Source organism: Leclercia sp. 1548 (assembly GCF_050435045.1).
GTDB classification, from domain to species: Bacteria; Pseudomonadota; Gammaproteobacteria; order Enterobacterales; family Enterobacteriaceae; genus Enterobacter; species Enterobacter adecarboxylatus.
Window position 1 is genome coordinate 101,177 of record NZ_JBNDJP010000008.1, and the last position, 26,608, is coordinate 127,784.

General features: G+C 56.2%; 23 protein-coding genes and 1 tRNA gene. 9 read left to right on the forward strand and 15 right to left on the reverse strand.

Translation table 11 applies throughout. The annotated features are described in order from the left end of the window. Window positions 1-55: 55 nt before the first annotated feature. Entirely contained in the window at window positions 56-859 is an 804-nt protein-coding gene (nlpA, locus tag ABIE02_RS19455) for a lipoprotein NlpA (RefSeq protein ID WP_336995110.1), read from the forward strand. 34 nt (window positions 860-893) lie between these two features. On the opposite strand, the gene ABIE02_RS19460 is transcribed toward nlpA, so the two are convergent. The 4 genes from ABIE02_RS19460 to ABIE02_RS19475 form a co-directional block, all read right to left on the reverse strand. Then, complete coding sequence (locus tag ABIE02_RS19460) at window positions 894-1,982, reverse strand: AAA family ATPase (protein ID WP_336995109.1); 1,089 nt, start codon at window positions 1,980-1,982, stop codon at window positions 894-896. Between the two features lie 142 nt (window positions 1,983-2,124). Beyond that, window positions 2,125-3,084, reverse strand: a complete 960-nt coding sequence (locus ABIE02_RS19465; RefSeq protein ID WP_032615654.1) for a YbgA family protein — start codon at window positions 3,082-3,084, stop codon at window positions 2,125-2,127. Window positions 3,085-3,186: 102 nt separating this feature from the next. Further along, entirely contained in the window at window positions 3,187-3,597 is a 411-nt protein-coding gene (gene uraH, locus ABIE02_RS19470; RefSeq protein ID WP_130589319.1) for a hydroxyisourate hydrolase, read from the reverse strand. A 99-nt stretch (window positions 3,598-3,696) separates the two neighbouring features. Continuing rightward, window positions 3,697-4,422: a MerR family transcriptional regulator gene (locus ABIE02_RS19475; protein ID WP_032615658.1), complete on the reverse strand. Its 726-nt coding sequence runs from the start codon at window positions 4,420-4,422 to the stop codon at window positions 3,697-3,699. Window positions 4,423-4,537: 115 nt separating this feature from the next. Here ABIE02_RS19475 and ABIE02_RS19480 point away from each other — a divergent pair, with 115 nt between their 5' ends. The 3 genes from ABIE02_RS19480 to ABIE02_RS19490 all read left to right on the forward strand — a co-directional run bounded on the left by ABIE02_RS19480 (window position 4,538) and on the right by ABIE02_RS19490 (window position 6,861). Then, window positions 4,538-5,062 (forward strand): lipocalin family protein, encoded by a 525-nt coding sequence (locus tag ABIE02_RS19480; protein ID WP_077226454.1) that lies wholly within the window; start codon window positions 4,538-4,540, stop codon window positions 5,060-5,062. Between the two features lie 75 nt (window positions 5,063-5,137). After that, a complete protein-coding gene (locus tag ABIE02_RS19485) occupies window positions 5,138-6,136 on the forward strand; it encodes a class I SAM-dependent methyltransferase (protein WP_336995108.1) in 999 nt (332 codons plus the stop codon). Window positions 6,137-6,423: 287 nt separating this feature from the next. Continuing rightward, window positions 6,424-6,861, forward strand: coding sequence for a GNAT family N-acetyltransferase (locus tag ABIE02_RS19490; protein WP_336995107.1), 438 nt, complete (start codon window positions 6,424-6,426; stop codon window positions 6,859-6,861). A 136-nt stretch (window positions 6,862-6,997) separates the two neighbouring features. Here ABIE02_RS19490 and ABIE02_RS19495 read toward each other — a convergent pair whose 3' ends face one another. Then, a complete protein-coding gene (locus ABIE02_RS19495) occupies window positions 6,998-7,288 on the reverse strand; it encodes a SymE family type I addiction module toxin (RefSeq protein WP_336995106.1) in 291 nt (96 codons plus the stop codon). Between the two features lie 135 nt (window positions 7,289-7,423). Between ABIE02_RS19495 and ABIE02_RS19500 the strand changes: the two genes are divergently transcribed. Continuing rightward, window positions 7,424-7,615 carry a toxin-antitoxin system HicB family antitoxin gene (locus ABIE02_RS19500; protein WP_130588027.1) on the forward strand — a complete coding sequence of 64 codons (192 nt, stop codon included), beginning with the start codon at window positions 7,424-7,426 and terminating at the stop codon, window positions 7,613-7,615. 1 nt (window position 7,616) lies between these two features. Here ABIE02_RS19500 and ABIE02_RS19505 read toward each other — a convergent pair whose 3' ends face one another. Both ABIE02_RS19505 and ABIE02_RS19510 read right to left on the reverse strand, forming a co-directional pair. After that, complete coding sequence (locus ABIE02_RS19505) at window positions 7,617-8,198, reverse strand: DUF6680 family protein (RefSeq protein ID WP_130588026.1); 582 nt, start codon at window positions 8,196-8,198, stop codon at window positions 7,617-7,619. A 72-nt stretch (window positions 8,199-8,270) separates the two neighbouring features. Beyond that, window positions 8,271-8,365: transfer RNA gene (locus tag ABIE02_RS19510), tRNA-Sec, on the reverse strand. Between the two features lie 280 nt (window positions 8,366-8,645). On the opposite strand from ABIE02_RS19510, the gene ABIE02_RS19515 reads away from it, so the two are divergent. After that, the gene (locus tag ABIE02_RS19515; RefSeq protein WP_077226459.1) at window positions 8,646-10,040 is read left to right on the forward strand and encodes a glycoside-pentoside-hexuronide family transporter; all 1,395 of its coding nucleotides are present in this window, start codon (window positions 8,646-8,648) and stop codon (window positions 10,038-10,040) included. A 12-nt stretch (window positions 10,041-10,052) separates the two neighbouring features. After that, the gene (gene yicI, locus ABIE02_RS19520; RefSeq protein ID WP_336995105.1) at window positions 10,053-12,371 is read left to right on the forward strand and encodes an alpha-xylosidase; all 2,319 of its coding nucleotides are present in this window, start codon (window positions 10,053-10,055) and stop codon (window positions 12,369-12,371) included. 91 nt (window positions 12,372-12,462) lie between these two features. Here the strand turns inward: yicI and ABIE02_RS19525 are convergent, their stop codons facing one another. Beyond that, entirely contained in the window at window positions 12,463-14,175 is a 1,713-nt protein-coding gene (locus ABIE02_RS19525) for an AsmA family protein (protein ID WP_336995104.1), read from the reverse strand. 118 nt (window positions 14,176-14,293) lie between these two features. After that, window positions 14,294-15,685 (reverse strand): nucleobase:cation symporter-2 family protein, encoded by a 1,392-nt coding sequence (locus ABIE02_RS19530; RefSeq protein WP_032615677.1) that lies wholly within the window; start codon window positions 15,683-15,685, stop codon window positions 14,294-14,296. A gap of 224 nt (window positions 15,686-15,909) precedes the next feature. Between ABIE02_RS19530 and gltS the strand changes: the two genes are divergently transcribed. Further along, on the forward strand, window positions 15,910-17,112 hold the full coding sequence (gltS, locus tag ABIE02_RS19535; RefSeq protein WP_032615679.1) for a sodium/glutamate symporter: 1,203 nt from the start codon (window positions 15,910-15,912) through the stop codon (window positions 17,110-17,112). Here gltS and recG read toward each other — a convergent pair whose 3' ends face one another. The 5 genes from recG to gmk are packed head-to-tail and all read right to left on the reverse strand — an operon-like array spanning window position 17,113 to window position 22,972. Further along, on the reverse strand, window positions 17,113-19,191 hold the full coding sequence (gene recG / locus ABIE02_RS19540) for an ATP-dependent DNA helicase RecG (protein ID WP_163603901.1): 2,079 nt from the start codon (window positions 19,189-19,191) through the stop codon (window positions 17,113-17,115). A gap of 2 nt (window positions 19,192-19,193) precedes the next feature. Further along, window positions 19,194-19,883 (reverse strand): tRNA (guanosine(18)-2'-O)-methyltransferase TrmH, encoded by a 690-nt coding sequence (trmH, locus tag ABIE02_RS19545; RefSeq protein WP_032615683.1) that lies wholly within the window; start codon window positions 19,881-19,883, stop codon window positions 19,194-19,196. A 4-nt stretch (window positions 19,884-19,887) separates the two neighbouring features. Beyond that, the gene (gene spoT / locus ABIE02_RS19550; protein ID WP_032615686.1) at window positions 19,888-21,999 is read right to left on the reverse strand and encodes a bifunctional GTP diphosphokinase/guanosine-3',5'-bis pyrophosphate 3'-pyrophosphohydrolase; all 2,112 of its coding nucleotides are present in this window, start codon (window positions 21,997-21,999) and stop codon (window positions 19,888-19,890) included. 19 nt (window positions 22,000-22,018) lie between these two features. Beyond that, window positions 22,019-22,294 (reverse strand): DNA-directed RNA polymerase subunit omega, encoded by a 276-nt coding sequence (gene rpoZ / locus ABIE02_RS19555; protein WP_032615688.1) that lies wholly within the window; start codon window positions 22,292-22,294, stop codon window positions 22,019-22,021. 54 nt (window positions 22,295-22,348) lie between these two features. Further along, entirely contained in the window at window positions 22,349-22,972 is a 624-nt protein-coding gene (gene gmk / locus ABIE02_RS19560; protein WP_032615690.1) for a guanylate kinase, read from the reverse strand. Between the two features lie 251 nt (window positions 22,973-23,223). Here gmk and ligB point away from each other — a divergent pair, with 251 nt between their 5' ends. Then, a complete protein-coding gene (gene ligB, locus ABIE02_RS19565) occupies window positions 23,224-24,894 on the forward strand; it encodes an NAD-dependent DNA ligase LigB (RefSeq protein WP_059309012.1) in 1,671 nt (556 codons plus the stop codon). Here ligB and ABIE02_RS19570 read toward each other — a convergent pair. Beyond that, on the reverse strand, window positions 24,891-26,543 hold the full coding sequence (locus tag ABIE02_RS19570; protein ID WP_059309011.1) for a phosphoethanolamine transferase: 1,653 nt from the start codon (window positions 26,541-26,543) through the stop codon (window positions 24,891-24,893). The two genes, ligB and ABIE02_RS19570, sit on opposite strands and share 4 nt — an antisense overlap. Window positions 26,544-26,608: the final 65 nt, after the last annotated feature.

The window sequence follows — 26,608 nt, forward strand, 5'->3', positions numbered from 1 at the left end:
CTGCCGCTGCGTTGCCGATATAGTCGGGAAAACAGTTATCAAAAGGATATGACGGGTGAAACTTCGATTGGGTGCGCTTCTTCTCGCTGGCCTGCTGCTGGCGGGCTGTGATCAAAACGGCAGCGATGCTAAACACATTAAAGTCGGCGTGATTAACGGTGCCGAGCAGGACGTGGCGGAAGTCGCCAAAAAAGTGGCGAAAGAGAAATTCGGTCTTGATGTCGAGCTGGTGGGCTTTAGCGGCTCGCTGCTGCCGAACGATGCCACCAGTCACGGGGAGCTGGACGCCAACGTCTTCCAGCATCGCCCGTTCCTGGCGGAAGATAACAAAGCGCACGGCTACAAGCTGGTGGCCGTCGGCAACACCTTTGTCTTCCCGATGGCGGGCTATTCCCGCAAGATCAAATCCGTGACCGAGCTGAAGGACGGCGCAACTGTCGCCATCCCCAATGACCCGACCAACCTGGGCCGTGCGCTGCTGCTGCTGCAAAACGAAAAGCTGATCACCCTGAAACCGGACGTGGGCTTGCTGCCGACATCGCTGGATATCACCGCTAACCCGAAAAAGCTGAACATCATGGAGCTGGAAGGGGCGCAGCTGCCGCGCGTGCTGGACGATCCGAAAGTGGATGTGGCGATTATCAGTACCACCTATCTCCAGCAAACCGGGCTGTCACCGGTGCACGACAGCATCTTTATCGAAGATAAAAACTCGCCGTACGTGAACATCGTGGTGGCGCGGGAAGACAATAAAGAGGCGGAAAACGTGAAGGAATTTGTTCAGGCGTATCAGTCGCCAGAAGTGGCGAAGGCGGCAGAGACGATCTTCAACGGCGGGGCAGTGCCGGGTTGGGAATAGCAGGCATGCGGGGCGCGCCCCGCATTTACTCCAGCTATCCCAGCTTCTCCATCTTCGTCTCTCCCTCCACCATCGACAGCTGATACAGGGAAAATGCGCGGTGCTTTTCAATCAACCTTGCCAGCTCTGGCGAGTGGCTGGTGAGCCAGATCTGCGAGTAACGGCTGGCCTCCGCGATCAGGCTCGCCAGCGCGGGCAGCATCTGTGGATGCAGGCTGTTTTCCGGTTCGTTGAGCGCGATAAACGCGGGCGGACGCGGGCTTAACAGTGCCACCGCCAGACACAAAAAACGCAGCGTGCCGTCGGAGAACTCCGCAGGCTCCAGCGGTCTGCTTAAGCCTTCGCGCTGCATCATCATGCGAAAACGCCCGCCGGTATTGTCGCTGTAAAACACGCAGCCCGGAAAAGCCTGGTCGAGAATGCGCATCAGCAGCATCTCGTCGCCAATCTCAACAAGGGTCTGAAAGGCCGCGGCCAGGTTTGCGCCGTCGCTGGCCAGCACCGGGGAGCGGAACCCCACCTGCGGCGCACGCATCGCCGAGCCGGTTGCGACCGAAAACTCATGATAAAAGCGCCAGTTACGCAGGGACTCACGCATCTGCGACACCTCCGGGTAGAGGTGCGGTTCACCCAGCTGTCCGAACACCGATTCGTTCTCGTAAAGCGTGCCGCTGTGGGTCACTTTTTCGTGGTGCACATTATTGAGAAACACGGCCTGATTCTTGCGCTTCATCAGCTGTGACGACGGGCGACGGTGCTGACCGCTCAGCCAGATGGACTCCTCTTTGATCACCGGATCGAGCTGGAACTGCGAGGGATAAGGCAGTTTTTCGACAAAGCCCACCTGAAGCTCATATTCGTAAGTCTCGGTTTCTACCGCGAGGTTCATGCGTCGCAGCTGATCGCTGCGGGTTTTGCCCGCCCAGAAGACCTTTAAAATCCCGCCCTCATTGGCCAGCGCCTGGGAGAATTGCCCCTGTGCCGCGCTGTGCATCAGGTGGATCGCCTTGTAAATATTGGATTTTCCGGTGCCATTCGGGCCGAAAACGATATTGAGCTGCTCCAGCTCCAGGGAGAGATCGCGAATCGAGCGGTAGTTTTGGATATGCAGGGTAGTGATCATAAGCGAACCCAATTTTGCGGACTAAACCTGTACAAAGTTACAGTGTTTCAGACAAAGTGCAAAAAAAAGACGACAGTGAGGTGTCGTCTAAACGGGGTAGTGCTTCGGGCCTTTCAGGGTCAATGGGGCCTCGCGTTTGAATTCAGATCACGGCCAGACGTAAACCCAGGTCATCTGGATAGGGATCAAAATAATTTTGCGTCATCAGATAGCGGTCAGGGTATTCGGCCAGATAGTGTTTCAGGAGCGTCAGCGGGGCGAGAATAGGCAGTAATCCGTCACGGTAATGCAGGATCACATCGCGCAGTTCGCCGCGCTGGCGGCTGTTCAGCTGGTTACGGAAATAGCCCTGAATATGCATCAGCACGTTGGTGTGGTTTTTCCGTGAGGCGGGTTTCCTGAGGATCGCCATCAGTTTTTCGCGGTACGCCTCGAAGAAGGCTTCCAGATCGTCCCACTCGTGCAGCGAGGCGACGAAGGGGCCAATTTCGCGGTAGCCCGCCTGATGGTGTGCCAGCAGCTGGAGTTTGTAACGGCTGTGGAAGTCGAGCAGCGCGTGGCGCGTCAGGCCGTTTGCCCGCAGCGTATTCAGCTCATGCAGAGCAAAAACCCGCTCCACAAAGTTTTCCCGCAGTACCGGGTCGTGCAGGCGTCCATCTTCTTCCACCGGCAGCCAGGGCCATTTTTCAAGCAGGGCAGCGGTGAACAGCCCGACACCCTCCTTTTGGCCCGCATTGCCTTTTTCGTCATACAGACGCACACGCTCCATGCCGCAGCTTGGGGATTTCGCGCAGACGATAAAGCCGCAGAGATCGCCCATTTTCGGCACATAACCTGCCGCAAAATCGGCCATTTTTTGGGTGACATCTTCATGAGGTGCTTTGCTGAACCGCATCTGGATCTCACCGCTGGTGGTCTTCGTCAGACGCAGTGCCGGACGGGGCGTCGGCAGGCCGATCGCCATTTCCGGGCAAACAGGCCGGAAGTTAACCCACTCAGCCAGCTCATCCATGACAAAGCCCATACGCTTATGCCCGCCGTCGAAGCGAACGGCGGAGCCGGTCAAACATCCGCTAATACCCAGTACAGGTTTCGTTGTCATGATGTGCACCTCCAGAGTCTCTCTATAAAAGTTACACAAAATGATTATTTTGTCCAAGTATTGGCGGAGTTATTTTTTATTGTTTAACGATATCAATAGCTTTTAGCTGCCTTTGTAAGTCGAATAACCGTACTGGCTGAGCAGCAGAGGAATGTGCAGCTTTTCGTTGGTGCGGGTGACGGTAAACAGCACCGGGATCTCCGGGAAGAACGACTCCAGCTTGTTGCCGTGGAAGTACTCTGCCGTTTTGAAGGTCACTTTATAGACGCCTGGCTGCATATCCTGATCCGCCGGGTAGAGCGACTTGATGCGGCCATCCTGGTCGGTTTTGCCGCTGGCCAGCGGGGTCCATTTATCCTGCTGCTGCTTTTCCAGCGTGACGGTAACGCCCGGTGGCGGCGTGCCGGTTTGCTGATCAAGGATATGCACGCTCAGGGTGCCGACAGGGGCGCTAAAGGCGACAGGGGCAACGGCCATAGAGGCCAGCAACAGCAGAGGGGCAGTTTTTTTCATCATCTTTTCCTGTGGAGTGATAAGTCACAGGAAAACGTTAGCATTTGCCGCGCGGGAAAATATTCAACTTTTCGTGAACATTCCCGCAGGACAAAATAATCAGAGGATAATCACCTCAAGGGCAACCTGCTGTTGCCACTGTTCCACCTGTTTGCGGCGCGCGGCGGTGAGTTTAGCGCTGGTGACCAGCAGCCATTGGCGATCGGGGAATATCTCCGGTGCCAGTGCGGCAGGGGGAATGGGCAGGAGGTTGATACGGTGGCCCTGGCCGGTGCGCGCTAAGGCTTCGAGCCAGATCTCGCACGGGTCGTTCAGGTGCCAGCCGCTAATCAGGAGGTTATCGCCCGGCGCTTTTTTATCGGCTTCAAGGCAAAACGAGGTGTAGGAGATGATAATGCCATCAAGGATTTCGCGCAGGGTCATGGCGGCGGGAACATTGGCCGACACCAGGCTGCGCAGCGGGCGTAACACGTTCACGACCAGTGCCGGGCGCGGGTACTCACGACCGGCATCGTAGATCATCTGGCGCAGGGATTCGATTCTGCCCGCCTGCAAACGTTCCAGCATGTTCTGTTGCAGCGTCTGCCAGTTGTTGGTACGGCTGGGAACAGGGCGTTCCAGCAGCGGCTTTACCTGGCCGATGGGCACGCCTTTTTTCACCCAGTCGAGGATTTTTAACGCCTGCTGGACATCCTCGTCGCTGTACTGGCGATGGCCGCCCTCGGTGCGCAGCGGCTTGAGTAAACCGTAGCGACGCTGCCACGCCCGCAGCGTGGTAGGAGTGATGCCACTGAGTCTGGCGAATTCGCCAATGGAGTAAGCCATGTCTGCGTCCGAAGAGGATTAATCTCAATATTCTACGAATATTTTCCCATGGGATGAAGCGCCAGAGCGCTGCACTACACTTTAATTCCAACCGTGCAAAATGACAGGAGTTATCATGAAACTATGGCCCGTTGTGACCGGTGTCGCCATTGCGTTGACCCTGGTAGCCTGCAAATCCCCTACGCCACCGAAAGGTGTACAGCCGATTACGGGCTTTGATGCCAGCCGCTATCTGGGTAAATGGTACGAAGTCGCCCGTCTGGAAAACCGCTTCGAACGCGGTCTGGAGAAGGTGACCGCCACCTACGGCAAGCGCAGCGACGGCGGGATCAGCGTGCTTAACCGCGGATACGACCCCCTGAAACGCAAGTGGAATGAGAGCGAGGGTAAAGCCTACTACACCGGCGCGCCAACCACTGCGGCGCTGAAAGTGTCGTTCTTCGGCCCGTTCTACGGCGGTTATAACGTGATCAAGCTGGATGATGACTACCAGTACGCGCTGGTCAGCGGCCCGGATCGCGACTATCTGTGGATCCTGTCGCGCACGCCAACCATCCCGGACGCGGTGAAACAGGATTACCTCAATACCGCGCGTAGCCTTGGCTTCCGGGTTGATGAGCTGGTATGGGTCAGGCAATAAAGATCGTGCTTTCTTCCTGGGGTAATGCGCGGGCAAGGGAATAGACTTGCGTCATGGGCACACGGGAGATGACATATGCACTGGCAACCCTTTCGCGGCACCGCGCCGACCTCCATGACCATCTACAGCGCGTCGTTTCCCGATGTCAGCGACAACTGGCCGATGAAAGACGAGGTGACGCGTGAGCTGAACGCCGTCGATCGGGCCTTAAAAGCAGACCCGCAGCTGATGCCGCCGCTCATCGAAAAGGATGCCAGCGGCGGGAAGACGATTAAATGCCAGCATCACTGGTCTGAAAAGGCGTTTGCAACACGCCCGGCGGTTGTCGCCTGGCGTACCCGGCTGGTGCCCACCGCGCTGGCCCTGTATGCCATCCAGAACCCGCTGGATGATCATCTCCCCGACGGCACGCGGATGGACAGCCGCAGCCGTCAGTGGTTTATCCACGCCAACGATGCTATCGGCATCCGTTCCCGCGCGAAGGTGCTCTCCGTGCTGGCGGCACAGTATCTGGCTAACGATATCGACAACGTCTGGGTCAGCCTGGCCAGCGGTGCCGCCGTTCCGGTGCTGGAGGCGCTGCGCGGTGCCCAACTGGACGGGCAAAAAGTGCATTTAACCCTGGTGGATTACGATCCCGTCTCCCTGCGCTGGGCAGAGAAAATGGCCGCCGCCGAGGGGCTTAAGGTCGGTGAGCAGGTGACGATACTGCCGCGCGATCTGATCGAGGGTCTTATCCGCAGCGATAAACTGATCCAGGAGCTGGGCGAAGGCAACGTCGAGCTGGTGGATGCGCTGGGGATCTTCGAATATTTCAACGACACCGACGCGGTGACCTTCCTGAAACATGTCCTGCGCCTGCTTAAACCCGGCGGGGCGCTGATTATCTCGAACATGCTGACCAGCAGCCCGCAGATTGATTTCGCCCTGCGCTGTATTGGCTGGACTCCTATCTTCCCGCGCACATTGCAGCAACTGCAGGATATTCATCTCGCAGCAGGTATCCCGACGGAAAACGTCACGGTGATTGTGCCGAAAGACGGGGTGTATGCAGTGATGGAGGTGCGGGTTTAGGTTCCCTCTCCCGTTGGGAGAGGGGAAAACGCGCTACGACCTTTTCAACGCGTCGCGCAGAATTTGCTGGCGCATTTCCTGGATTATCTTATCGGCGGCTATTTTGATGCGCTGTTGGCTTTCTGGTGAACAGGACGCTATCAATTCATTCAGCGTACGCAAATTAGTGTTTTCGGGCAGGGAAAATGAGCCGTTAATAGAATGGTCTGTCATTACGTGTATCGTCCTTGTTTATCAGTGCAATGGCTACGCTTGATATCGCTCCGGTATTTAACGATGATCGCTTTATGAAAATCGAACCCGCAGTCCCTTCATACTTTGAACGTCTTGTCGCGATCTGGGAATCATCCGTTCGTGCTACCCACCACTTTTTGCAGGAGAGTGATATTGCGGCCTTACGCCCGCTCCTGCTCAATGCGTATCTGCCGAATTTAAACGTTGTGATTGCCCGGGATGAAACGGGCGCTATTCACGGCTTTTTGGGGGTGGATGACAACCGCATTGAAATGCTGTTTGTTGACGATGCAAGCCGGGGAAAAGGCGTCGGCTCGTTATTGCTGAATTACGCCAGGGACCATTTCGGTGCCAACGAGGTGGACGTGAACGAGCAAAACCCGCAGGGGGTGGGGTTTTATCAGCACAGGGGGTTTGTGCAGGTCGGGCGGTCGGAACTGGACGGGCAGGGCAATCCGTTTCCGTTATTGCATATGCGGTATGGGGGTTGATGGCCGCACATTCTGCCCCCTCTCACTGAGAACTGAGGGAGCACCACAAAAAAACACTGGCACGATCAACTCCCTCTCCTCTTTGGGGAGAGGGCTGGGGTGAGGTGAAACATCCCGCATCCGGTTTAACCCGGGGTCATGATGCCAGAGCCAATGCCCCTTCAATCCCTTTCAGCTTCTGCTGCGCCTGCTTTAACTCCGCGAGCAGCGCCTTCTCATACGGGTTGTGCGCCATCACCACGATACAACCGTCCATGACTTTCACCGTGACTTTATCCCCGGTATCAAACCCCGCCGCGCGCAGCCATTTGCCGGACAGGAGCAGGTTTGGCGTACTGCGATCGCGACCTTGCGGGCGATATCCCACAATTAAAGTACGCTCAGTTCCGATTGCGGTGGTGTCTGGGGTAGAATGCGAATCAGCCATAATCAACTCCTTGATAGTTGGTGAGGTTAGCTCTCGTCGGGTATTGCGAGTACCGGGCGAGGGCGTTTCGACTCAGGTTATCCTGTGATAAGGTACGTACCTGAATGGTTAGATATTGCTCTCATAGGTACGTACATGTCAACAGCTAAACGCGATCCAAATCAGTCAAAATCCGGTAAAGCACCGACTTTCCAGATTCGAATTACGCCGGAGTTGAAGGCGCAGTTTGAGGCAGCGGCTAAGGCGGAGGGGATGAGTTTGGGGAATTGGCTCAAGACCCTTGGTAGAAATGAGTTACACAAGTTAGGTATTGAGCCAAGATCTTAAATTAATTACTAATTTTATTTTTAGAGTTATCGATCTCAGGAAAAGAAACCACATCCATTTTCAATACACCTTCACCTGAGAAAACAGACGCTAAACCTTTACGTATTTTTTCGTTATCGAGATTCATTTGCCCATGAGCGAGAGGAATGTAAATTGCATTTTGCAAATGAACTCTGTCAAATTCATAACCTATATCTTCAGCCATGACCGATAATAAATTTACAAAAAATCTATCGCTGGTTTGATTCCATATAGTGCTACCACTTTCATTTTCTGGGCACTGAGTGCAAAGGTGAGTAAAATATTCTTTCCATGCATCCAAAACTTTCTTTTCTGATTTTGACCTCTTATGCTTTCCATTTTTAATATCACCGTAGAATGCTAAGTCAATCATATTCAAGGCTCTAACATGGTCATTCGAAAGACGAGCAGGAGCTGATCTAGTAGCCATTAGCTCAGTGAATATATTAACTTTAGTGCTTCTTTTCTCAGAATGTTTTTCTATAAGTTTTTGCACCCTCACAGCTATTAAAGGGCTAAATAAAGTTGCAAAAATCGTAGCGATCGCTAATGCCCAATTCATGTCTTTTCCTTTATTTTCTGGAAAGGCTAGGACTATTGAGATGAAGATTAAATATAAAAGAAGCAGAAATTTTGGCGGAAGATCACAGGAGTCGAACCTGCCCAGGAACGCTGGCGTCCCCAACTGGATTTGAAGTCCAGCCACCTCACCGGAGATGACGATCTTCCGCGCCTCGATTGCTACATGGAGGCGGGGCGCATTATAGCTACTTTCAAACATTTACCCCATCTTTTCGCACACTTATTTCACCCCTTTTTTGACCTGTGTTACCTCTTCAACTTAAATCTTAAGAAAATCCTCATGTTACGATTTCTTTCGCACTTTTACCGCGATCACAAAAAACAAGAATCGTAAAAACGTAACCAGAAAACGCAATACCTGACGAGTAGGGGATGGTTTACAAAACATGTAATCGGTCTCAGCGCCCCTACGCGTGAAGGAATAACAATGAAAAGCGAAGTTTTGTCTGTCAAAGAGAAAATTGGTTACGGCATGGGTGACGCCGCAAGTCACATCATTTTCGATAACGTTATGTTGTACATGATGTTTTTCTATACCGATATCTTCGGCATCCCCGCCGGGTTCGTCGGCACTATGTTCCTGCTGGCCCGTGCGCTGGATGCCATCTCCGACCCCTGCATGGGGCTGATTGCCGACCGCACCCGCAGCCGCTGGGGTAAGTTCCGTCCGTGGATCCTGTTCGGTGCCATCCCGTTTGGCCTGGTCTGCGTGCTGGCCTACACCACGCCAGACCTCAGCCTGAACGGCAAAATGATCTACGCCGCCGTTACCTACACCCTGCTGACCCTGCTCTATACGGTGGTTAATATCCCGTACTGCGCGTTGGGCGGGGTGATCACTAACGACCCGACTCAGCGCATCTCCCTGCAATCCTGGCGCTTTGTGCTGGCGACGGCGGGCGGCATGCTCTCCACGGTGCTGATGATGCCGCTGGTGAATTTGATTGGCGGCGAGGATAAAGCGCTCGGCTTCCAGGGCGGCATCGCGGTGCTGTCGGTGGTGGCGTTCATGATGCTGGCGTTCTGCTTCTTCACCACCAAAGAGCGCATCCAGGTGCCGCCTGCCACCACCTCCATGCGCGAAGATCTGCGCGACATCTGGCAGAACGACCAGTGGCGCATCGTCGGCCTGCTCACCATCCTCAATATTCTGGCGGTCTGCGTGCGCGGTGGCGCGATGATGTATTACGTCACCTGGATCATGGGGTCGCCGGCGCTGTTCGTCGCTTTCCTCACCACCTACTGCGTCGGAAACCTGATTGGCTCCGCGCTGGCAAAACCGCTCACCGACTGGAAGTGCAAAGTCAGCGTCTTCTGGTGGACTAACGCCCTGCTGGCGGTAGCGAGCGTGGCGATGTTCTTCGTGCCGATGCAGGCCAACATCACCATGTTTGCCTTTATCTTCGTGATTGGCGTGCTGCACCAGCTGGTGACCCCGATCCAGTGGGTAATGATGTCCGATACCGTCGATTACGGCGAGTGGACCAACGGCAAACGCCTCACCGGCATCAGCTTTGCGGGCACGCTGTTCGTGCTCAAGCTGGGCCTGGCGCTGGGTGGCGCATTGATTGGCTGGATGCTGGCAGGCGGCGGCTACGATGCCGCAGCTAAAACCCAGAACAGCGCCACCATCAGCATCATTATTGCCCTGTTTACTCTGGTTCCGGCAGCGTGCTACCTGCTGAGCGCGGTGATCGCCAAACGCTTCTACAGCCTGAAAACGCCATTCCTGATGAAAATCATGGACGATCTGGCACAGGGTGCGCGTCGTAATCAGCAGGAATTTAACACCCTGCCGGTCAGCAAAGAATTACAGAACTAAGAGGACGAACGTATGAAAATCAGTGATGGAAACTGGCTCATTCAACCGGGTCTGAACGTGACCTATCCGGTTCAGGTATTCGATGTGGAGCAGCAGGGCAACGACCTGGTGGTGTATGTCGCCCCGCGCGACGTGCGCGAGCGCACCTGGCAGCTCGACACTCTGATGTTCACGGTGCGCCTGTTTTCGCCGCAGGAGGGGGTTGTCGGGGTGCGCATCGAGCACTTCCAGGGCGCGCTGGATAACGGCCCGCACTATCCGCTCAACGTCCTGAAGGACGTTAACGTGCAGATTGAAAACAACGCCGAATTTGCCGAGCTGAAAAGCGGCAACGTCAGCGTGCGCGTCACCAAAGGCGAGTTCTGGGCGCTCGATTTCCTGAGGAACGGGCAGCGCATCACCGGCAGTCAGCTGAAAAACAACGGCTACGTGCAGGATGGCAACAGCGATCGCAACTACATGTTCGAGCGGCTGGATCTGGGCGTGGGCGAAACCGTCTACGGCCTGGGCGAGCGTTTTACCGCCCTGGTGCGCAACGGCCAGACGGTCGAAACCTGGAACCGCGACGGCGGCACCAGCACTGAGCAGTCGTACAAAAATATCCCGTTCTACCTCACCAACCGTGGCTATGGCGTGCTGGTGAACCACCCGGAAAACGTCTCGTTCGAAATCGGCTCCGAGAAAGTGTCCAAGGTGCAGTTCAGCGTCGAGGGCGAGTATCTGGAGTATTTCGTCATCGACGGCCCAACGCCAAAAGAGGTGCTCAACCGCTATACGCAGTTCACCGGACGCCCGGCGCTGCCGCCAGCGTGGTCGTTTGGCCTGTGGCTCACCACCTCGTTTACCACTAACTATGACGAAGCGACGGTAAACAGCTTTATCGACGGCATGGCCGAGCGCGACCTGCCGCTGCACGTCTTCCACTTCGACTGCTTCTGGATGAAGGCCTTCCAGTGGTGCGACTTCGAGTGGGACCCGGTGACCTTCCCGGACCCGGAAGGGATGATCCGCCGTCTGAAGGAGAAAGGGCTGAAGGTCTGCGTATGGATCAACCCGTACATCGGCCAGAAATCGTCGATCTTCAGGGAACTGAAAGAGAAGGGCTATCTGTTGAAACGCCCGGACGGCTCGCTATGGCAGTGGGATAAATGGCAGCCGGGGCTGGCGATCTACGACTTTACCAACCCGGAAGCCTGCCAGTGGTATGCCGACAAGCTGAAAGGCCTGGTAGATATCGGCGTTGACTGCTTCAAGACCGACTTTGGCGAGCGCATCCCAACCGACGTGCAGTGGTTCGACGGCTCCGATCCGCAGAAGATGCACAATCACTACGCCTATATCTATAACGAGCTGGTGTGGAACGTGCTGAAAGAGACGGTAGGCGAAGAGGAGGCGGTGCTGTTTGCCCGTTCGGCCTCGGTGGGTGCGCAACAGTTCCCGGTGCACTGGGGCGGCGACTGCTACGCCAACTACGAGTCGATGGCCGAAAGCCTGCGCGGCGGGCTGTCGATTGGGCTGTCCGGGTTCGGATTCTGGAGCCACGATATCGGCGGGTTCGAAAACACCGCTCCGGCGCACGTCTACAAACGCTGGTGCGCGTTTGGGCTGCTCTCCAGCCATAGCCGCCTGCACGGCAGCAAATCCTACCGCGTGCCATGGGCTTACGATGATGAATCCTGCGACGTGGTGCGCCACTTTACCCAGCTGAAATGCCGGATGATGCCATACCTCTATCGCCAGGCGGCACTGGCGCGTGAGTCTGGCACGCCGATGCTGCGGGCGATGATGCTCGAGTTCCCGGACGATCCGGCCTGCGACTATCTCGACCGCCAGTACATGCTGGGGGATTCGGTGCTGGTGGCACCGGTGTTCAGCGAGGCGGGGGATGTGCAGTTCTACCTGCCGGAAGGGCGCTGGACGCACCTGTGGCACAACGACGAAATCCAGGGCAGTCGCTGGCATAAACAGCAGCACGACTTCCGAAGCCTGCCGGTCTACGTGCGCAACAACACCCTGCTGGCGCTGGGCAATAACGACCAGAAGCCGGACTATGCCTGGAATGAGGGAACGGCCTTCCAGCTGTTTAACCTGGACGATGGCGCCACGGCGGTGAGCGAAGTCTCCGCGGCGAACGGTGCTGTCGCCTTCACCCTGACCGCGACGCGCAGCGGCGACACCCTGACCCTGAAAGGAAGCGGCGAGGCGCGGGACTGGTCGGTCTGTTTGCGCAATGTGCACCGAGTTAGCGGTGTGAAAGGTGCGTCACATGCTGGCAGCGAGTGGGGCGTGGTAGTGAAAGCAGAGGGGGACGAGGTGGTGATTCACCTCTGAGACCCTTCACCCTAACCCTCTCCCATAGGGGAGAGGGAAGAGTGAATGCCCATCTTTAAGCAGGTGAGAACGGGTTTGCGCTCGCTTCCTTTCAGGGAGAGGGCTGGGGTGAGGGTTGTTGCTCAACCGTATTCACCGCCCCACCCGTCATCGTCTGCGTGACTTGCTGTTTATTCATATTTACCGCATTCAGCCTGCCGTTGACTGTCGGCTTCAACGGCGTGTCTTTCTGCACATTACCGCTGGCGTTGAGCTGAATATTGCCGTCGCCCGTGACCGGCAGCGCGGGCCAACCCCACTGCTGGAGCAAGTTCAACGGCACACCTCGACCGGTCAGGTTGAGGGTCGTCTGGCGTACCGGCGTCTGCGAGACGCTGGCCTTCGCTTCCAGAATGCCTTTCTCGGTAAAAGCGCTCAGTTCATTGATGGCAATCGTCGAGGCATTAGCCGTCAGGGAGAGCGACGGACGGCGCACGTCCACCCGGTTAAAGGTAGCGGCCGCCCCGTTCAGGGTGGCGGTGCCCGCCCATACGCCCCATTGACGATCTTTCGCCAGTTGCAGATTGGTGCCGTAACCGTCGAGGGCGGTGATCTGCCAAGGGAAGGCAGGATCAACGTCGATCACCAGGTTACGGCTCAGGCCGAATTTGCGCAGCGTGACGCTGTGCAGCCATTCCGGCAGGGTCTCCATCCATTGCGTTTTCCAGTTCTGCGGCAGGGTGTACTCCAGCCCGGCGACGGCGACATCGTCCAGCACCAGCGCTTTTCCGCTGCGCAACCAGTTGCCGGAGGTGCGCACCATCCCGCCTTCCCAGCGCGAGGTGAACTGGCGCAGGGCAATCCCCTGCGGGGCAAATTCCGCATTCAGGATCGGGTCGAACAGGTGCAGCGAACCGTAGATAAACTCACTGGCATTCATCGACAGGCGACCGTCCTCGCTCTGCCAGTCGCCCTGGCTCAGGGTCAGGTTGCGCAGGCTCAAATCGAGATCCGTTACCGCCCAGTCCGGCCCTTGCAGGCGGGCGTCCGTCACGTCGAGGCGGCCAATCTGCAACGACGGCAGCGTGGTGATGGGAGCAAAAAAGTCGGACAGCGATTTATCGCTCTGCAGGCGGATATCGTTCAGGCGCATATTGTCCACCTTCCAGCCACCGTTGGCGTCGCGGCGTGCGGTGCCGGTGAGGGAACCTCGTGCCATGTCAGCGCCGATGGTGGTCAGCACCACCTCTTTGTCGGTCAACTCCCCCTCGATCAGCACGTTGCTGGCCGGTACGCCGTTCAGCGTCAGCGACCCGGCGCTGATCTGGATGTTTGCTTTTTTACCCAGCACGTTACCTGCTTCCGGGTCCCAGGGGCGCACGCCGCCGGTCACCTTCTGGGCGCTGAGATCCCACGCGGTATTGGGGCTGTTAAAGGCCATGTTATTCAGCAGCAGGCGATCGGCCCGGAAGGGAAGCGGCGCCGTCTGGGGCGAAAGGTTCAGCGTGCCGTCAAACAGGGTAATGGTATCCATGTGCAGCGGATCGGTGAGCTGGCGGCTGCTCACGCCGATATCCACCATTTTCGCCACCAGGGTCGCCGGTTGGCCATCGCGCCCGAAGGTGACGTTTTTCAGCACCAGGTGGGTGGGGGACGAGAAGCGGTGATCCATCAGGTCAAAATTGAGTTCGTAGTCGGTGTTTACCGTGATCCAGCTACTGACCTGCGCCGCTCCCCAGCGGGTTTGTACAAGGATATAGAGCGCGAGGATCGCGATAAGCAGAACGGCCAGAATACCGACGAGAAGCTTTCCAATAAATTTCATGGTCTTCCATCACGTAAAACACACATAAAGGAGTTATGCACGATTTATGCGCATTGCTCAAGGCGCGAATGGTGGAATTCCGGGTTACGGCAGCAGTTGCCTGCTGCCGTTAAAAGGATTAGTTCTTTTCTGGCGGGAAGATCAGGTTCAGGACGATAGCGGTGATCCCGCCGGCGGCGATGCCGGAAGAGAGCAGGTTTTTCACCCAGTCAGGGGCAAACTGCAGGATCAGCGGCTGCTGAGACACACCCAGGCCCACCGCCAGCGACAGCGCGATAATCATGATGGCGCGGCGGTTCAGCGGTTCACGGGAAACAATACGCACGCCCGATGCCGCGATAGTGCCGAACATCACCAGCGTTGCGCCGCCCAGCACCGGCTCAGGAATGTGCTGCACAAAGCCACTCACCGCCGGGAACAGACCGAGCACAATCAGCATCAGCGCCACGACAAAGCCCACGTAGCGGCTGGCAACGCCGGTCAGCTGGATCACGCCGTTGTTCTGGCCGAAGCAGGAGTTCGGGAAGGTATTGAACACGCCGGAAACAAAGGAGTTCAGGCCGTTGGCCAGCACGCCGCCCTTCAGGCGCTTCATGTACAGCGGGCCAGAGACCGGCTGCTCAGAGACGTCGGAAGTGGCCGTGATATCGCCGATCGTTTCCAGGGAGGTGATCATAAACACCAGCATCAGCGGCAGGAGCAGGTTCCAGTCGATGCCGAGACCGTAATAAAGTGGCGTCGGAACTACGATCAGCGGGTTGTCGGTCGGGGTATTGTTTTGCGGCAACATGTCCATCGCCCAGGCTGCCAGGTAACCTGCCGCCATGGCGATCACCAGTGAGGCGACGCGCAGGTACGGGTTACGCTGACGGTTGAGCAGAATAATGATTGCCAGCACCACACCCGCCAGCAGCAGGTTTTTTGGGGCACCGAAGGTGTGGTCGGCCATCGCAGCGTAACCGCCGCCGATGGAGGTGAGACCGACCTGAATCAGCGACAGGCCGATAATCATCACCACCACGCCGGAGACCAGCGGAGTAATAATGCGGCGCGCCAGGTGCAATACGCGGGAGATGACCATCTCGGTGCAGCTTGCCAGCATCAGAGTGCCGAACAAGGCTGCCATCATCGTAGGGACATCCGCGCCGCCGGTTTTCAGCGCCGTGCCGCCCATGATCAGCGGAGCCACAAAGTTAAAGCTGGTGCCCTGAATCGACAGCAGACCGGAACCCACCGGACCCCAGGCTTTAATCTGAATGATGGATGCCACGCCCGAAGCAAACAGCGACATGCTGATGATGTGCTGGGTGTCCTGCGCCGGTAAGCCGAGCGCCTGGCAGATCAGCAGGGCAGGGGTGATCACCGCCACAAACATTGCCAGCAGATGCTGACAGGCGGCGAACAAGGTCTGCGCCAGCGGCGGGCGATCTTCAAGACGGTAAATCAGTTCACTGTTATGCGGCTGCGCAATCGGTTGCGCATCTTGCTGTTCTACGGCGTTAACGGACATCTGCTGCGATCCCCTGGAAGAAAAGCGGGCATTTTAGCCGAGTGGATGAGAAAAGCAAACGATTGCTCACAAATATCGTTGATAAAATCCTCAACTTAATGCGGCTTTTCTGTCACGCCACGGCAAAGTTCATTACACTCCTGCTCCCGATTGTGCTTAAGTCGCGCAATCGGTTCAGGAAAACGCGCATGTTGATGGAGTACGTGCCATATAAGGAGCCTACTATGATTCATCTTGATACGTTGTCGACCCTCGTTGCGGCAACGCTGGTTTTACTGCTTGGCCGTAAGCTGGTTCACAGTGTCCCCCTTCTCAGAAAATACACCATCCCGGAACCCGTCGCGGGCGGGCTGTTAGCCGCCGTTGCGCTGCTGGTGCTGAAAAAAAGCATGGGCTGGGAAATCGACTTTGATATGTCGCTGAAAGACCCGCTGATGCTGGCTTTCTTCGCCACCATCGGCCTGAACGCCAACCTCGCCAGCCTGCGGGCTGGTGGCAAAATGCTGGGCGTGTTTTTGATTGTGGTGGTCGGGCTGCTGGTGATGCAGAATGCCATCGGTATCGGCATGGCCTCCCTGCTGGGGCTGGATCCGCTGATGGGCCTGCTGGCCGGCTCCATTACCCTGTCCGGCGGACACGGCACTGGGGCGGCGTGGAGCAAACTGTTTATCGAGCGCTATGGGTTCCAGAATGCGACCGAAGTGGCGATGGCCTGCGCCACTTTCGGCCTGGTGCTGGGTGGTCTCATCGGCGGGCCGGTGGCGCGCTATCTGGTGAAGCACTCCACTACCCCGAACGGTCGACCGGAAGATGAAGCGGTGCCAACGGCGTTTGAAAAGCCGGACGTTGGCCGCATGATCACCTCCCTGGTACTGATCGAAACCATTGCGCTGATCGCCATCTGCCTGACGGTGGGTAAAGTGATTGCGCAACTGCTGGCGGGTTCCGCGCTGGAGCTGCCGACCTTTGTCTGCGTGCTGTTTGTGGGGGTGATCCTCAGCAACAGCCTGGCGCTGATGGGCTTTTATCGCGTCTTTGAGCGGGCGGTATCGGTGTTGGGCAACGTCTGCCTGTCACTGTTCCTGGCGATGGCGCTGATGAGCCTCAGGCTGTGGGAGCTGGCCTCGCTGGCGCTGCCGATGCTGGCTATTCTGGCGGTTCAAGCCCTGTTTATGGCCCTGTATGCGATGTTCGTTACCTGGCGGTTGATGGGCAAAAACTACGACGCGGCGGTGCTGGCAGCGGGGCATTGTGGATTTGGTCTGGGGGCAACGCCAACGGCCATCGCCAACATGCAGGCTATTACCGAGCGCTTCGGTCCTTCACATATGGCGTTTCTGGTGGTGCCGATGGTGGGGGCGTTCTTTATTGATATCGTCAACGCGATCGTGATTAAGATGTACCTGATGTTGCCGATGTTTGGCTGATCAGGCGTTGGAGTAACGTTCGGTCTCTGGCATCCAGCGCTCGATTAACGCTGCCGCCTGGTCGGGGTAGCGTTCATGGATATGGCGCGCCAGACGCTGAACTTCGGGGATCATGCCCTGATCACGCAACAAGTCGGCCACTTTAAACTCGGCATTACCGGTCTGGCGGGTACCGAGCAGTTCGCCGGGGCCACGGATCTCCAGATCCTGTTGCGCAATCACAAAGCCGTCGTTGCTGTCACGCAGTACCTGCAGGCGCTTTTGGGCGGTTTTCGACAGCGGGGCTTTGTACAGCAGTACGCAGTGTGAGGCCACTGCGCCACGTCCGACGCGGCCACGCAGCTGGTGAAGCTGCGCCAGACCCAGACGTTCCGGGTTTTCGATGATCATCAGGCTGGCGTTAGGTACATCCACCCCCACTTCAATCACCGTAGTGGCGATCAGCAGATGCAGCTCGCCTTGTTTGAAGGCCTGCATCACCGCCTGCTTTTCGGCAGGCTTCATGCGGCCATGCACCAGCCCGACGTTCAGTTCGGGCAGAGCCAGCTTTAACTCTTCCCAGGTGGCTTCTGCCGCCTGCGCTTCCAGCAGATCCGACTCTTCAATCAGGGTGCAGACCCAGTAAGCCTGACGGCCTTCCTGGCAGGCGTTACGCACTCGATCGATGATGTCGCTGCGGCGCGTATCGGGGATAGCGACGGTAGTCACCGGCGTACGTCCCGGCGGCAGTTCGTCGATGGTGGAAGTGTCGAGATCGGCATAGGCGGTCATCGCCAGGGTGCGGGGGATCGGCGTCGCGGTCATGATCAGCTGGTGCGGATGGTATCCCTGCTGGAGTCCTTTCTCCCACAGGGCCAGACGCTGATGCACACCAAAACGGTGCTGCTCATCAATGATCACCAGCGCCAGGCCGTGAAACTGCACCTGCTCCTGGAAGATGGCGTGTGTGCCGACGATCATCTGCACCTGACCACTGGCAATGGCGTCCTGCTGCGCCTGTCGCGCCTTGCCTTTTTGCTTCCCGGCCAGCCAGCCCACTTCAACCCCCAGCGGAGCAAACCAGTTGCGGAAGTTGTTCGCGTGCTGCTCGGCCAGCAGTTCGGTCGGGGCCATTAACGCCACTTGTCTGCCGTGCGCAATGGCGCGCAGGGCGGCCAGGGCAGCCACCAGCGTTTTACCGGAGCCGACATCGCCCTGCACCAGACGCATCATCGGCACATCCAGCGCTAAATCGTGCTCGATCTCCGCGGTTACGCGAGCCTGTGCCCCGGTGGGTTTAAAGGGCAGCGAGGCCAGAAGTTTATCTTTTAATTCGTTACGGGCCGGGAGCGGCAGGGCGTGAAAACGCTGGGCACCGGCGCGTAACGCCAACATGCTCAGGTTATGCGCCAGTAGCTCTTCCAGAATCAGACGACGCTGGGCCGGGTGCTGTCCGCTCTCTAAATCGCTGAGTTGCAGCGTCGGCGGCGGGCGATGCAGGGTGCGCAACGCTTCCGGCAGGCTCATCATGCCCTGCGCCAGCTCGGGTGGCAGCAGTTCGGCAATGGCGCAGGTGTCGAGCAGCTCCAGCGCTTGATCGGTCAGCTTGCGCAGCGTTGCCTGCTTGATGCCTTCGGTAGTCGGATAGACCGGGGTCAGGGTCTCCTGCATCTCCGGGGTGCTGAGATCGCCCTGCACACGGTACTCCGGGTGGATCATCTCCGCGCCGTATTTCCCGCGTTTGGCTTCGCCATAGGCCAGCACCCTACGCCCGGCGGCCAGGCTATTTTTCATCGCCGCGCTGAAGTTAAAGAAGCGCATCGTCAGGATGCCGGAGCCGTCGCTAATCTGGCAGGTCATCATCCGGCGGCCGCCAAAGGTGATGTTGCTGTTCAGCACTTCGCCTTCAACGGTGGCGTAAATGCCGGGCAGCAGCTCGCCAATCTGATAGAGCTGGGTGCGGTCTTCGTAACGCAGGGGGAGGTGCAGGAGGAGATCCTGCACGGTATGCAGGCCAATTTTTGCCAGTTTGCTGCTCTGGGCCGCGCCAACGCCCGTCAGGGAATTGAGCGGCACAGCATCAAGCAGACGGCCTTGCATGATTACTTCGTCGCTTGCATGGTGGCCCACCACGTTGCATCGGCTTCAATCTCGCCCTGCATATTCACGTGGGGGTAGGGTAATTTTTTCTGCTTCGCCACGTTGGCCAGCACCGGATAACCACCTTCAAACAACAGGCGCTGCTGCTCTTCTTCCGGCAGCATGCTGTTCTCGCGTTTGTACATCCCGGCATTTTGTCGCTGGCGCTGGGCTTCATACAGAATGAGCGCGGAAGCCACGGAGACGTTCAGCGACTGCACCATGCCAATCATCGGAATGATGATGTCCTGATCCGCCAGATCTAGCGCTTCCTGGGTGATCCCCGTTTTCTCCTGACCCATCAGAATGCAGGTCGGGCGGGTGTAATCAATTTCGCGGAAATCGACGGCTTTGTCAGAGAGGTGGGTCGCCAGAATCTGCATGCCGCGCCCTTTCAGATGTGAAATGGCGTCGGCAATATTGTCGTGGGCTTTGACCTGCACCCAGCTGTTGCTACCTGCAGCAGCCGAGGCCATGGGACGCATCCGCGTACCTTTCCAGACGGCGTGCACTTCATGCACACCGACGGCGTCTGCGGTACGGACGATAGCAGCAACGTTATGAGGTTTATGGACCTGCTCCATGCAGACCGTCAGATCGGGCTGACGCCTGGCAAGCATTTCGCAGATCCGGGCATAACGTGTTGAGTTCATAAACCTAGTTTCGGTTACGGGTGACTTTAATTACGTCGGCCATCACGCGGATTTTGCGCATGATATTCGCCAGATGCACACGGTCACGCGCGGTCAGACGAATAAAGGCGCTGTACACACGGCCATCTTTCTCTTCCGTATTCAGGCTATGAATGTTGGAAGAGGCGGTATTGATTGCCGCCGTCAGGTTGGCCAGTGCACCCTGGTGGTTGAACATATCCACCTTAATTTCGGTGATAAACTCCTGCTCGGTCTCTTTATCCCACTCTACCGCCATAAACTTCTCAGGCTCTTTCTGGTAGCCACGGATGTTACGACAGGATTCGTGATGGATAACCAGGCCTTTACCAGGGCTGACGTGGGCAATAATCGGGTCGCCCGGGATCGGTCGGCAGCACTTGGCAAAGGTAATCAACACACCGTCGGCGCCTTTGATCGGCAGATGGCCGTGGCTGGTTGATGACGGCTGCGGCACAGAGGTTTCGCCCTGCTGCAGGTTCTTCGCCACCACCACGCTCATGGCGTTACCCAGACCGATTTCCGCCAGCAGATCATCAAGCGTGGCGAGCTTCATACGCTCGATTTCACGCTGCACGTTCTCTTTCGGGATCTCTGCCAGCTTGCGGCTGCCACCCAACGCGTGGTTGAGCAGACGACGGCCCAGGCTTACAGAGTCGTCGCGTTTGAGGTTCTTCAGCAGCTGGCGGATCTTCGCGCGGGCTTTCGAGCTAACGACAAAGTTGAGCCATGCCGCGTTCGGACGGGCGCCCGGTGCGGTAATGATTTCTACCGTCTGGCCGCTGGTCAACGGCTGTGACAGCGGGTACGGCTGGCGATCGACGCGCGCACCTACGCAGGCATGACCGATATCGGTGTGCACGGCATAAGCGAAGTCGACCGGAGTTGCGCCAGCAGGCAGTTCGACAATGCGCCCTTCTGGCGTGAAAACGTAAATCTCATCCGGGAAGAGATCGGATTTAACGCTCTCGATAAATTCAAACGAGCTACCGGCGCTCTGTTGCAGTTCCAGCAGGCTCTGCATCCAGCGCTGAGCGCGGATTTGTGCGGTGGTGCTGGTTTCGCCCTGTTCTTTGTAAGCCCAGTGCGCGGCAACACCCATCTCTGCCATTTGATCCATGTCTTCGGTACGGATCTGCACCTCAACCGGCACGCCGTGCGGGCCAATCATTGATGTGTGCAGAGACTGATATCCGTTGGCCTTTGGAATGGCGATATAGTCTTTCATGCGACCTGGACGCGGCTTGTACAGGCTGTGCATCTGACCGAGTACGCGATAGCAGGTATCGGCGTCGTGGACGATCACGCGGAACGCGTAGATGTCCATGATCGAGTGAAAACGCTGCTCTTTAAGCACCATTTTCTGATAGATAGAGTACAAATGCTTTTCGCGACCGCTGACGCGGCAGGGAATACCTGCTTCCTGCAAACGCCCTTCGATTTCAGAGAGGATTTTCTGAATCATCTCTTTACGGTTACCACGTGCGGCTTTCACCACCTCTTTAATCACGCGGAAGCGGTTCGGGTATAAAGCTTCAAAACCCAGCTCTTCCAGCTCGGTTTTAATGTGATGAATACCTAAACGGTGCGCCAGCGGGCTATAGATTTCGAGGGTTTCACGGGCAATGCGACGACGTTTGTCCGGGCGTAATGAACCCAGAGTGCGCATATTGTGGGTACGGTCAGCGAGTTTGATCAGAATGACGCGGATATCCTGCACCATCGCCATGATCATTTTGCGGAAGTTTTCGGCTTGCGCCTCTTTCTTGTCGCGGAAATTCAGCTTATCAAGCTTAGAGACCCCTTCCACCAGCTCGGCAACGCTTTTGCCAAACAGCTGTTCCATGTCCTGGTAGGTGGCAGGGGTATCTTCGATCACGTCATGCAGCAGGGCGGCCATAAGCGTTTCGTAGTCGAGTTTCATCTCGGCCAGAATACAGGCCACCGCTACCGGGTGCGTGATATAAGGTTCACCGCTTGAACGTGTCTGGCCCTCGTGAGCGTCACGTGCAACGAGATACGCCTGCTGGAGACGCTTAATCTGGTCTACCGGCAGGTAGGTTTGAATCAGTTGATTCAGGCTTTCAAACAGATACAAGGGCGACCCGCAGGTTTAATTAACGACGACCTTCAGCAATGGCGGTAACGGCCTGCAGTTCTGCGGCTTCCTGCTCTTGCTGCTCCTGGCGTTCACGAACATCAAGGATCTGGTTGTTGATCAGACCTTCTTCGATTTCACGCAATGCGATAACAGTAGTTTTATCGTTTTCTTCTGGTACCAGCGGATCTTTACCGCCTGACTGCATCTGACGAGCGCGACGCGCGGCGACCAGCACCAGGTCAAAACGGTTACCAATTTTCTCTACAGCGTCCTGAACAGTTACGCGTGCCATACTTAAAATGCTCCACAGATGAAGAAATGACTGGGCATGATACTGAATGTGGGTTCAGTCTGCCAACAGTTTGCTGATTAATGCGTCATGTCGCTGCTTCTGGCGGCTCATGCGCAGACGTTCGGCGCGAAGGATAGTTTTGAGATCGCCCAGGGCGGTATCGAAATCATCATTCACAATAAGATAATCATATTCGGCGTAATGGCTCATTTCCGCAACTGCCTGGGCCATACGTTTTGCGATAACTTCTTCGCTGTCCTGGCCGCGGCCACGGAGACGGCGATCCAGCTCATCTTTCGACGGCGGTAAAATAAAGATGCTGCGCGCCTGCGGCATCTTCGCGCGAATTTGCTGCGCGCCCTGCCAGTCGATATCAAGGAACACGTTCACACCGGTCGACAGTACCTGCTCAATGGTCTCACGTGAGGTGCCGTAGTAATTACCGAAGACTTCGGCGTGTTCAAGAAACGCCTCTCTGCCAATCATCGCTCTGAATTCATCGTGATCGACAAAGAAATAATGTTCACCGTGTACTTCACCCGGACGCGGCGCGCGCGTGGTGTGAGAAACCGATACCTGGGTATCGTACAACGGTTGGGTTTTTAACAGCGCCTGAATCAGGCTGGATTTACCCGCGCCACTAGGGGCAGAAACAATATAAAGCGTGCCTTGAGCCATGAGAGTCTTATGTATGTGTTAACGAAGAAAGTCCTACATACGGGCTTATTATACACGTCGCCGCTTCGTGACGTAGCCTTTGTCACACTTTTTCCGCTTCTTCGTTGATTTTTGCTCGCCCTTTTCCGCTTTTTTGCGCCGTTTGCTGCAACAGAATCAAAGTCCTGATGCTGGCTCGTAAAGTCTGTTTTTCCCTGTCGCCTGCAATTTCATACCGCGTTATACCCTCCATAAAACAGGGAGGGACGACGATGTGGCGAGGATTAGGCGTAGTGATGTTGTTGTGGAGCAGTTACGGGCTGGCGATATGCCCGGCCTGGTCACCCGCGCAGGCAGAGCAGGAGATCGCCCGGCTTAGTGAGCAAATAGCCCGCTGGGATAAGGCTTATTGGCAGCAGGGGGTCAGCGACGTGAACGACGACGTCTATGACCAGCTGGCCGCGCGGCTGAAGCAGTGGCGGCACTGCTTTGGTGATGAACAGGCGACAGAGGCGCAAATGTCTGCGGGCGGTTCGATCAGGCACCCGGTCAGCCATACCGGTGTATCGAAGGTCGCGAATAAAGCGGCGCTCCGGCAGTGGATGCGTTCACATCAAGACCTGTGGATCCAGCCAAAGGTAGATGGCGTGGCGGTGACGCTGGTCTACCGGCAGGGGCAGCTGGTGCAGGCCACCAGCCGGGGAGATGGGCTGAAAGGCGAAGACTGGACGGCGAAAGTGAAGCGCATCGCCGCGATCCCCGCCCGGGTGACGGGGCCGCTCGCCAACAGCGTATTGCAGGGTGAGCTGTTCTTACGTCGTGATAATCATGTTCAGCATCAGATGGGCGGGATGAATGCGCGGGCAAAAGTTGCCGGAGCGATGATGCGGCAGGATGACAGCGCCCTCCTGGATCATATTGGCATCTTTATCTGGGCCTGGCCTGACGGTCCCGCCACGATGGATGAGCGTCTGCAGGCGTTAACCCGGGCGGGCTTTGACCTGACCGAATCCTGGACGCACAAGGTCAGTTCAGTGGCGGAGGTTGAAAAACTGCGCCATCGCTGGCTGACGTCGCCGCTGCCCTTTGTCACCGATGGCGTTGTTATCCGCTCGGCACAGGAGCCGGCAGGCAACCGCTGGCTACCCGGTGACGGCAGCTGGGTAATTGCGTGGAAATATGCTCCGGTTGCACGGATCGCTGAGGTCCGATCTATCACCTTTGCCGTGGGGCGCACCGGCAGGATCGCAGTAGTCGCCACCCTTGAACCCGTGCAGCTTGATGATAAACGGGTGCAGCGCGTCAACCTGGGGTCAGTAGGGCGCTGGCAGGCGCTGGATATTGCACCGGGCGATCAGGTTCAGGTCAGCCTGGCCGGGCAGGGGATCCCGCGGTTGGATAGTGTCGTCTGGCGAGGGAGCAACCGGCAAAAACCGGTTCCGCCAGCGTCGCGCTTCACGCCGCTGACCTGTTTTTATGCCTCGCCGGAATGCCACGAGCAATTTATGGCCCGCCTGGCCTGGTTGAGTTCGAAAGATGTGCTCGATATTAAAGGCGTGGGTGAGTCGGGCTGGAGGCTATTACATCAAGCACATCATTTTGAGAACATCTTTTCGTGGCTGGCGTGGACCAAAGAGCAGCTCCAAAACACGCCAGGAATGAATGCCACGCGAGGCTTAATGTTATGGCATCGTTTTGAGTTCGCTCGCAAGCAGCCCTTTAGACGGTGGATTGCTGCACTGGGCGTTCCTTTACCGCGAGCCGCAGCAAAAGCGCTTAACGTGCATTCGTGGCAGCAGTTACGCGAAAAAGATGCAGAAAGCTGGCAACAGCTTCCTGGCGTCGGCAAGGAAAATGCGCAAAAGTTGATCGCGTTTATTCATGATCCCACCATCGCGACCCTGGCTGCATGGCTCGGAGAACAGGGTATCCAGGGATTTTAAAGTGAGCCAGGTTTTGCTTTCCGCCAGGGCGTATTTAAATCTTGTGAGCTAAACGTATTGCGTAGCTGGTTGTAATCGAAGATATGGCGTCCGCCGTCCATAACCGGAAGTGACGTAGGCTCTTGATAGCAGGTTTCGAGCACCGAAAGGCAGTTTTTAACCCCTGTAGAGATGCCGAGCCAGTTGAGCATAAGCCAATAGTTATTTGCGGTGGGCCAGAAGCCATTAACCCACCCTAACCGCCGTTTTTGGCTGAAAAGTGCGGGCTGGCTGTACCAGATGAACTGCGGGACTTCGTAAGCCTCTTTACTTGGATTACGGGAACCATGCATATAAATAGATTCCAGTTGCGGATTTTTTTCCAGCCCGTGATCGGAAAAATAAAGAATTGAAGAGGCGGTGTTTTGCAAGCGTTTAGCCACTTCGCCGATAAAGTAATCTGTATAACGAATCGCATTGTTATAGCAATCTTCGTACTTATTTCCGGTATCCAGAACACCTGCTGATGCAGGGTAGCGGTCACATGCCATTTCATGACTACCGTTAATGTGCAGGACAATGAATTTTTTACCGGGTTTGTTTAGTGCCTCTTCGAGGGCGGGTAAAAGCTCCGTATCATATTGGGTATTAATCCAGTGCAAATTTTGGCTGGTTGAAGCAATGGCAGCAATATAATTATTACTCTTTCCTGAGTTCCCTTGCGCACTGATCCATTCCGTGTAATAGCCTGCTTTTCCTGCAATGCTGACAACGTTGTCGGCAAGTTTGTCGACAGTGAAATTATCCGGGTCGGCCTGGCTGAGGATCATAGGGACCGCCAGTACCGTGGCCGATGCCGGGGCAATAGCATTCCTGAAGATCAGAGCGTTCTTTTTAAAAGATGACTCAACAGGTGTAGTGTTCTGGTTGAAACCATAAAGCTGCATATTGCTGCGTCGTGCAGATTCCCCGACGATAACCACGTAGTTTTCGATACCGGTGCGTTGGTATTGCAGGGCAGGATAATGCACATTTTGCTTACTGATTTTCTCAGCTAACGCGTTGTCCCGGTGAGCAATAATAAATTCAGAACCGATGTAAAACGGCGTATAAGTCAGGATCCTTGAACTGAGCGGATAGTAGACTTCCAGGTCTTTGCGCTTTTTAAGCCAGCTTGCGGCAGAGTACCAGCCCATATAGCCCACCAGTAACACCATACTGATGGTTTTTGCCCGATCCGACAGGTTTTCGCTAAGAGACTTAATGGCGTACCAGGTAATAACAAAATAGGCCATGACAATGGGAAGGCTATTGATATAGAGCCCCGACATGCTTTTAGCTTCAGCAATATGGGTTGCCAGGATACTCATGGCAAAAACGGTGTTGAATTCGCTCTGGTAAACATTCCACGTACTGAACGCAAACGCAAAATTGAGCGTTAACAGAACAGTCAGAGCGAAGGCAATAATTTTACCGGGGAGGTAGCGATAGATAGCTGCGGTAGCAAGCAACAAAAGGCTATTACAAATCGCAATGCGCACCATAAAACGTGCAGGTTGTGTGAAATACACCGGCCATAATTGAATCAATACAGAGCACAGCAGCAGGATTAAAAAATGCCTGCAGATCTTTTTATCTATGATGAGGACAGAGGCTTTAGCAAATGACATCAGTTCTTAATGCAAATTTTGAAGATAATGACAGAGAGGTATTGTATGCGCTTTCCAATATATTA